The 6,614-nt window shown below is 60.6% G+C and carries 7 protein-coding genes, 1 pseudogene and 1 other annotated feature; of the genes and pseudogenes, 6 read left to right on the forward strand and 2 right to left on the reverse strand.

Going from position 1 to position 6,614, the window contains the following annotated elements:
• Window positions 1-125 precede the first annotated feature (125 nt).
• A protein-coding gene (locus DI606_RS18965; RefSeq protein WP_293985453.1) for an IS3 family transposase occupies window positions 126-1,354 on the forward strand; the annotation gives its coding sequence in 2 pieces (ribosomal slippage) (window positions 126-414 and window positions 414-1,354; 1,230 coding nt in all).
• Window positions 407-523: a sequence feature (AL1L pseudoknot), on the forward strand. (Overlaps the previous gene by 117 nt.)
• Here DI606_RS18965 and DI606_RS18970 read toward each other — a convergent pair.
• Window positions 1,318-1,836, reverse strand: a complete 519-nt coding sequence (locus DI606_RS18970; RefSeq protein ID WP_293985463.1) for an SDR family NAD(P)-dependent oxidoreductase — start codon at window positions 1,834-1,836, stop codon at window positions 1,318-1,320. The genes DI606_RS18965 and DI606_RS18970 overlap by 37 nt on opposite strands.
• A 73-nt stretch (window positions 1,837-1,909) precedes the next feature.
• On the opposite strand from DI606_RS18970, the gene DI606_RS18975 reads away from it, so the two are divergent.
• Window positions 1,910-2,560 (forward strand): TetR/AcrR family transcriptional regulator, encoded by a 651-nt coding sequence (locus tag DI606_RS18975; RefSeq protein ID WP_293985455.1) that lies wholly within the window; start codon window positions 1,910-1,912, stop codon window positions 2,558-2,560.
• Window positions 2,561-2,577: 17 nt separating this feature from the next.
• Here the strand turns inward: DI606_RS18975 and DI606_RS18980 are convergent, their stop codons facing one another.
• On the reverse strand, window positions 2,578-3,255 hold the full coding sequence (locus DI606_RS18980) for a BON domain-containing protein (RefSeq protein WP_293985457.1): 678 nt from the start codon (window positions 3,253-3,255) through the stop codon (window positions 2,578-2,580).
• A gap of 217 nt (window positions 3,256-3,472) precedes the next feature.
• Here DI606_RS18980 and DI606_RS18985 point away from each other — a divergent pair, with 217 nt between their 5' ends.
• From DI606_RS18985 to DI606_RS19000, 4 genes and pseudogenes are all read left to right on the forward strand, one after another.
• The gene (locus DI606_RS18985; RefSeq protein ID WP_293985459.1) at window positions 3,473-3,880 is read left to right on the forward strand and encodes a response regulator; all 408 of its coding nucleotides are present in this window, start codon (window positions 3,473-3,475) and stop codon (window positions 3,878-3,880) included.
• A 52-nt stretch (window positions 3,881-3,932) separates the two neighbouring features.
• Entirely contained in the window at window positions 3,933-4,433 is a 501-nt protein-coding gene (locus DI606_RS18990; RefSeq protein ID WP_293985461.1) for a nucleoside deaminase, read from the forward strand.
• A gap of 43 nt (window positions 4,434-4,476) precedes the next feature.
• On the forward strand, window positions 4,477-5,337 hold the full coding sequence (locus DI606_RS18995; RefSeq protein WP_293985464.1) for a formate/nitrite transporter family protein: 861 nt from the start codon (window positions 4,477-4,479) through the stop codon (window positions 5,335-5,337).
• Window positions 5,338-5,478: 141 nt separating this feature from the next.
• Window positions 5,479-6,614: pseudogene (locus tag DI606_RS19000) on the forward strand (AsmA family protein); the annotation flags it as partial.

Here is a 6,614-nt window from a genome sequence, read left to right on the forward strand (position 1 = left end):
GCACGCAGCGCAAGGCCATCTTCAACAAACCAACATCATATCCGAAAAGGGGTCCCTCTTCGACGCCGATCGGGGGTCCCTTTTGAACGCCGTTTGACACCAACTCCTGAGAAGGTGGAGCCTGTATGAGCAAGACGACGAACAAGTTTGCGCCGGAGGTCCGCGAGCGCGCGGTGCGGATGGTATTCGACCACGAGCGGGATCACCCGTCCCGATGGGCGGCGGTGGTTTCGATCTCGGAGAAGGTCGGCTGCTCGGCCTACACGCTGCATGAGTGGGTGAAGAAGGCCGAGGTCGACAGTGGCAAGCGCGCCGGCGTCCCGACCGAAGTCGCCGATAAGGTGAAGGCGCTGGAGCGCGAGGTCCGTGAGTTGCGGCAGGCCAACGAGATTCTGCGCAAGGCGTCGGCATATTTTGCCCAGGCGGAGCTCGACCGCCCGTTCCGGCGATGATCGCCTTCATTGATGATCACCGCGATGCCTATGGGGTCGAGCCGATCTGCCGCGTTCTGCCGATCGCCCCATCCACCTATCACGAGCGCGTCGCGCAGCGACAGGATCCGACACGCCTGTCGGCGCGGGCGCAGCGGGATGTCGCCCTGAAGCCGGAGATCGCACGCGTGTTCGCCGAGAACTTCGCGGTCTACGGCGTGCGCAAGGTCTGGCGGCAGATGATGCGGGAAGGCTTTCCGGTCGCCCGCTGTACGGTCGCGCGGTTGATGCGCGAGATGGGCTTGGCAGGCGTGATCCGGGGCAGGCCGGTGCGCACGACCGTCAGCGACAAGGCGGCGCCATGCCCGCTCGATCACGTCAATCGCAGGTTCTACGCGCCAGCGCCTAACATGCTGTGGGTGTCGGACTTCACCTACGTCGCGACCTGGGCGGGGTTCGTCTACGTGGCCTTCGTCATCGATACCTACGCAAGGCGGATCGTCGGCTGGCGGGCGAGCAGGACGGCGCATGCCAGCTTCGTCCTCGATGCCCTGGAACAAGCGCTTCATGAGCGCCGGCCGGCCCATCGGGGCGGCCTCATCCACCATAGCGACCGCGGGTCGCAATACGTGTCCATCAAGTACACCGAGCGCCTCGCCGAAGCTGGGATCGAGCCGTCGGTCGGTAGCGTCGGAGACAGCTACGACAACGCTTTGGCCGAGACGATCAACGGCCTCTACAAGGCCGAGGTGATCCACAGGCGTGGACCGTGGCGCAGCTTCGAAGCCGTCGAATATGCCACGCTCGAATGGGTCGACTGGTTCAACCATCGTCGGCTGCTGGAGCCCATCGGCAACATCCCGCCTGCCGAAGCCGAACAGCAATATTATGCTGCCGCGAACAACATCGATATGGCAGCGTGACTCACAACCCAACGCCTCCGGTAGACCCGGCGCGGTTCAAGTGATCCAAGAGAGCTCGAAAGGTTGACGATCCGGCCCGCGGGAGCCTGCTTGACCAGAGGGAGCATCGCCTTCGTCACAGCATGCGTGCCGATGAAGTTCGTTTCCATGATCCTTCGCAGTGCGCTGGTGCTGGCGACGCTGGGCACTCCATCTTCCGGATCGGTGATGCCCGCATTGTTGACGAGGATGTCGAGCTTCCCAAAGTCCCGCTCGATCGTCCGGGCGGCTTCCAGGATGCTTTGCTCGTCGTTCAGATCCAATGGGATGTCCCGAGCGTCGATCCCCAATTGGCGAAGCTCAATTGCGGCCGCTTCGCCACGATCCGCATTTCGCGCCCCGACTAGCACTGTGATCCCTGCCTGGCCAAGCTGTCGTGCAATCTCGTGACCTATGCCCTTGTTGGCTCCGGTTACGAGGGCAACGCGTCCATCTGTAGTCATCTTGCTTTCCTGTCGTTTTGAAAGTCCAACTGCGAACAATGTATGGACCCCCCAGCCGATTTTGGATTCGCTTATGAATGCCGAGACGCCCCGTCATTTGATCCCCCGGAAAACGCCGCGTCAGGCGCGTTCGGAAGTGACCAGGGATGCCATTCTCGAGGCGGCGGTTCACATTCTGCTTGACGGTGGGATGCAGCGGCTGACGACGAAGCGCGTCGCCGACAGGGCAGGCGTCTCGGTTGGATCCCTCTACCAGTATTTCCAGAACAAGCGTGCGCTGGTCTACGCGGTGAACGGGCATTACCTGGACTGTGTGGCGGTCGCCGTCGAGGCGGCGTGCGATCGGCACCAGGGTGCATCGCTGGAGCAGATGGTCGACGGGCTCGTCGATGCTTACTCGTGTGCGAAGCTCGAAAATCCCGAGATCACGCGGGCGCTGTATCGTTCAGTGGCTGAGCTGGACATCCAGAGCCAGGTCGATGCTTTCAGCAAGCGGGTCGATACAGCGTCTCGAAGCATGTTGGAAAGTGCGCCTGGCGCCAGCTTCGACGACATCGAACTGATCAACACCACACTACTATCAGCGATATTCGGGACGATCCGGAATGCATTCGACCGGGGTCTGGGCCCTGAGGACGCTGCCGCCGTCCATCGCCAACTCTCAAAGATGTGTCTTGCCTACTTGAAGTCGGTGATGCGGCAGCAAAATGGCGCCGGCGCCTAGCGCCGGCGCCGTCAGCATCACGGATCGATGGTGATCTTGTTCTCGACACTGGTCACGCCGGGGGCCGCCCAAGCGGAACGTTCCGCCTCCTGACGTTCGGCCCACGTCCGCACCGTGCCCTTGAGGATGACCTTGCCACCTTCGGTGGAAACGGAGATCTTCTGGGCGTCGATCTGGGCGCTTCGGACGAGCGCCGTCTCGATCTTGTGCTTCACCTCCGTTGCGTCGGCCTTCGGCTTGATGCGAATGAGGTTGATGACGCCCTTGACCCCAGGGAGCGACCGGACGGCGCGTGCCGCCCATTCCTTCTGGTAGTTCCACTCGACCTCGCCTTCGAGTGTGATGTTGCCATTCTTCACAGTCGCTTTGATCGCCTCGGCCGACGAGGGGAGTTCGCGCTTGATCGCCTTGACGGCATCTTCGGCGATCTCCGGATCGAGGCGGTTGTTACCGGGCCGGACGTCGATATCGTTGGCGACGGCTCGGACACCGGCGACGCGCTTCGCGGCACGCTCGGCATAGTATGCGTCCATATAGCTGTTCGTGATGCCAGTAAGGGTGACGACCCCATCCTTCACCTTCACGGAGATCTTGTCGTCATGGACGATCGTCGGGTCGAACTTGATTTCGTCCTCGACGTCATCCTGGATCTTGTCGTCGGTGCGCGACTTCGAATCGAACTTGAAGATAGACATGCTTCCGGTCCTTCCGTGCTTGCCGAGCCGAGCTCGGTGTTGAGCCTCCCGCACGGGGGACAATCATCAAGGACCAGCTGCATCTCGCTGATCCAGATCAGCCTTGTCGAACTCTGCTGATGATCGTCAGTAAAGTTCCAGCCAGGACATCGAAAAGAATATCTGGCAGGGTTAGAAAACTAGCGAAACGAAGCGGCAAAACGCGAGTTGTCGGTGAATGAACACTTCTACCTCGCCTTACGCTCTCGTCGTCGACGATGATCCGATGATCCTGATGCATGCCTGCGACATCTTGGAGGAGGCTGGCTTTCGCTTCTACGAGGCCGGGACAGGTGCTGAGGCAATCGAAGTCCTCGAGCGTCACGGCGATAGTGTCACTCTCCTCTTCTCGGATGTCGAGATGCCTGGCGAGATGAACGGCTTCGCATTGGCGCGCCATGTCGACGCCCACTGGCCGCACATCGAAATCGTCATTTCGAGCGGCCGGATCAACCCATCGCCGGAGGACATGCCCGAGAAGGCGACGTTTATTGGGAAGCCTTTCGACAGCCAGACTGTGCATTCCCATCTTGCGATGAAGCTACCCGATGGAAAGAAGCCCGAGCAGTTGAGGCAAGCGGTTTAGCTGCGGGCCGCCGGTTCGAGTAAAAATAAACGAATAAATGGGGAGAGGTCTGTTGAGCGCGTTTAACGCCGAGGACGAGAAGTGGATGAGGGTGGCGCTCAAGGTCGCCCGTTCGAAGGGTGCGCACCCGTCGGACTCCCCCCTCGGCAGCGTCATCGTTCTTGACGGTCGTGTCGTGGGGGAGGAGCCCAACCAGACCGAGGAGCTACCGGACGCAACTGCTCATGCTGAGATGATGGCCATCCGCCGGGCCTGCGAAAGCGAAGGGTCCATGGAGCTGCGAGGGGCCACACTCTATTCGACCCTCCAGCCTTGCGGCATGTGCACGATGGCTTCGATATGGTCGAAGGTCGGTCGTGTCGTCTACGGTGCCGGTCGAGAAGATGTGCATCAGATGTATTTCGAGGACCGGCACGTCGACACACTGACCTTCATTGCCGACGCCTACCGTGACGACATCGTGATCGAGGGCGGCTGTCTGCGTGAGGAATGTGCCAAGCTCTATTACGGGCCAGACGATGATGTGCCGTTGGAGGAGCAGGGCAATCTCTAGCGACCGAGAAACCAGACGCGGGTCGAACGACAGTCCCTCGGCGATTGCGGAGGACGAGAATTCGGAGTCTGACGCCGATCTAACGCCCGAAGAGGCCCGAGGGGTTGAGGTTCGTAGCGCGGGGTCGACGCGGGTAGTCCACGAGGTCGTCCGGCTGCAGGGCGAGGAGGAATTGGACCGGCCGGCGCTTGCCCTGTTGCTATCCGCCTTCGCGGCGGGACTAGCCATCAATCTCTCTTTAATGTCCGAACTCTTCCTGCGAAGCCACCTGCCTGACGCTCGATGGGCGCCGCTTGTCTACCTTCTGGGATATCCGGTCGGCTATCTGATCGTAATCCTTGGACGACTCCAGTTGTTCACCGAGAGCACGATTACCGCTGTGCTGCCCGTAGCGGCGAAACCCCGGATGACGAACCTCGCGAAACTGGGTCGCCTGTGGGTTTGCGTGCTTGCTGCCAATCTTGCTGGTGTATTCCTAGTGAGTAGCCTCATGGCGGGGGAGGTCATTCTTTCTGAGGCGCAGCGCACCTTCGCAGTCGACATACTCGGGAAGCTAGAAGTTCAGACCGCCGCAAAGACCCTGACGCTTGGTATCCCGGCCGGCTTCATCATGGCTGCGATCGCGTGGATCCTTCCAAACTCGCGCGGAAGCGAGTTCTGGATCATCTGCACGCTCACATACATCATCGGGCTGGGCAACTTCAGTCATGTGGTGACCGGCTCCTCGCAGGTGAGCTTTCTTTGGATGAGTGGGCGGATGACGTTCCTCGAGATGGTGCTCAAGTTCATCCTCCCCGCACTCGCCGGCAACATCATAGGTGGCACCGGGCTATTTGCGGTTCTGGCTCATGGCCAGCTGCGGGTGGACGATCTCGGCGAGGCGAGTGACGAGGCGAGCCAATGATCCGAGCCCTGTTTGTTCCCGATCCTTGGCCTGCCTTAGAAAGGAAGCCGACAAAGTCTCGCTTTGGAAGAGGTGCCCACGATGGCGCTGAGCGCTGAAGGTCGCCGTAGGGCCGGGAGGATCAGCCTTATCGTGCTGGCTATGGTCACTGCCCTGGTCCTTGCGATTGGAGCGTTCCCGATCGGCATTCTCAGGGGCGCAATCGAGGATCGTCTATCGGCTAGACTTGGAACGAGCGTGAGGATCGGCAAGGTAAAGCGGGACGGCTTCTTCTCCTTCACACCGGTCATCACACTGGAGAACCTGCGGATCGCGCAGCCAAGCTGGGCCGGTGAGGGCTACATGGTGCACGCCAAGTCGATCCAGGCGCGCGTGGCGGTGCTGCCAGTGGTGCTCGGCCGAGCCCCTCAGTTGGAGGACGTTACTGCCACAGGGCTGAATCTGTCGCTCCTGCGTGACCGCAATGGACGAGCCAACTGGGAGAGTAGGGAGAAGAGGCCTTCAAGCAATGATGGCAAAGGGCAGGGCCTTGCTGGTTTCTCCATACGGGACGGACATGTCACGCTCCAGGACGAAAAGCGATCTCTGACCATCTCCGGTCCGTTAAAGGCAGATGTGTCGGGGGTCCGGGCCGAAACAAAGGGCTACTTTCACGGCACTCCGGCGAGCCTGACGTTCTCAGGTCCGAAGATCGTGGGATTGAAAGCCGACGCCAGCTATCCCTTCCAGCTGCAGCTAACCTCACCGTTACTTGAGCTGCATGCCAGCGGCGCGTCTGTCGGCGCTTTGAACTTCAGAACCATGTCCCTGGACATACGAGCGAAAGCCTCGAACCTGAAGTATCTCGACGATGTCATCGAAGCGGGACTGTTCGGCACTGCGCCTATCGATCTGACGGCTCAGGTGAGACATTCCGGGCGAGACTGGTTTGTCGATAGATTGACTGGCAGGATCGGATCGTCCCGATTGACGGCCAAGGCCACCGTGCTGAAGCGGGATGAACGAACGAAGATCGAAGCCGACGTTCACTTCGCTGAGTTCGGCTTCGACGACCTCGCCGACGCGGAAGGTAGAGCGAAGGCTGCCGCGATCGAGGCAAGGATCGGTCCACGTGTGCTGCCAGGGACCCGGATAAACCTTTCAAAGGTGGGCCCGACCGATGGTCGCATCCGCTTCAAGGCGGACAGGTTGCTGCTTAAGGATTCAGCTTTCAGGACGCTTGCCGGGACGATCGTCCTCGAAGGCAAGTTGCTGCGGATCGAGAACATCGTTGCAGG

Origin of the sequence: Sphingobium sp. (genome assembly GCF_003248505.1) — a bacterium.
In the GTDB taxonomy this organism is placed as follows: Bacteria; Pseudomonadota; Alphaproteobacteria; order Sphingomonadales; family Sphingomonadaceae; genus Sphingobium.

What these genes read in the sequence shown, in the direction of transcription:
- DI606_RS18970 (WP_293985463.1), bottom strand. Translation starts at nt 1,836, where the DNA reads ATGACTACAGATGGACGCGTTGCCCTCGTAACCGGAGCCAACAAGGGC.
- DI606_RS18975 (WP_293985455.1), top strand. Translation starts at nt 1,910, where the DNA reads ATGAATGCCGAGACGCCCCGTCATTTGATCCCCCGGAAAACGCCGCGT.
- DI606_RS18980 (WP_293985457.1), bottom strand. Translation starts at nt 3,255, where the DNA reads ATGTCTATCTTCAAGTTCGATTCGAAGTCGCGCACCGACGACAAGATC.
- DI606_RS18985 (WP_293985459.1), top strand. Translation starts at nt 3,473, where the DNA reads ATGAACACTTCTACCTCGCCTTACGCTCTCGTCGTCGACGATGATCCG.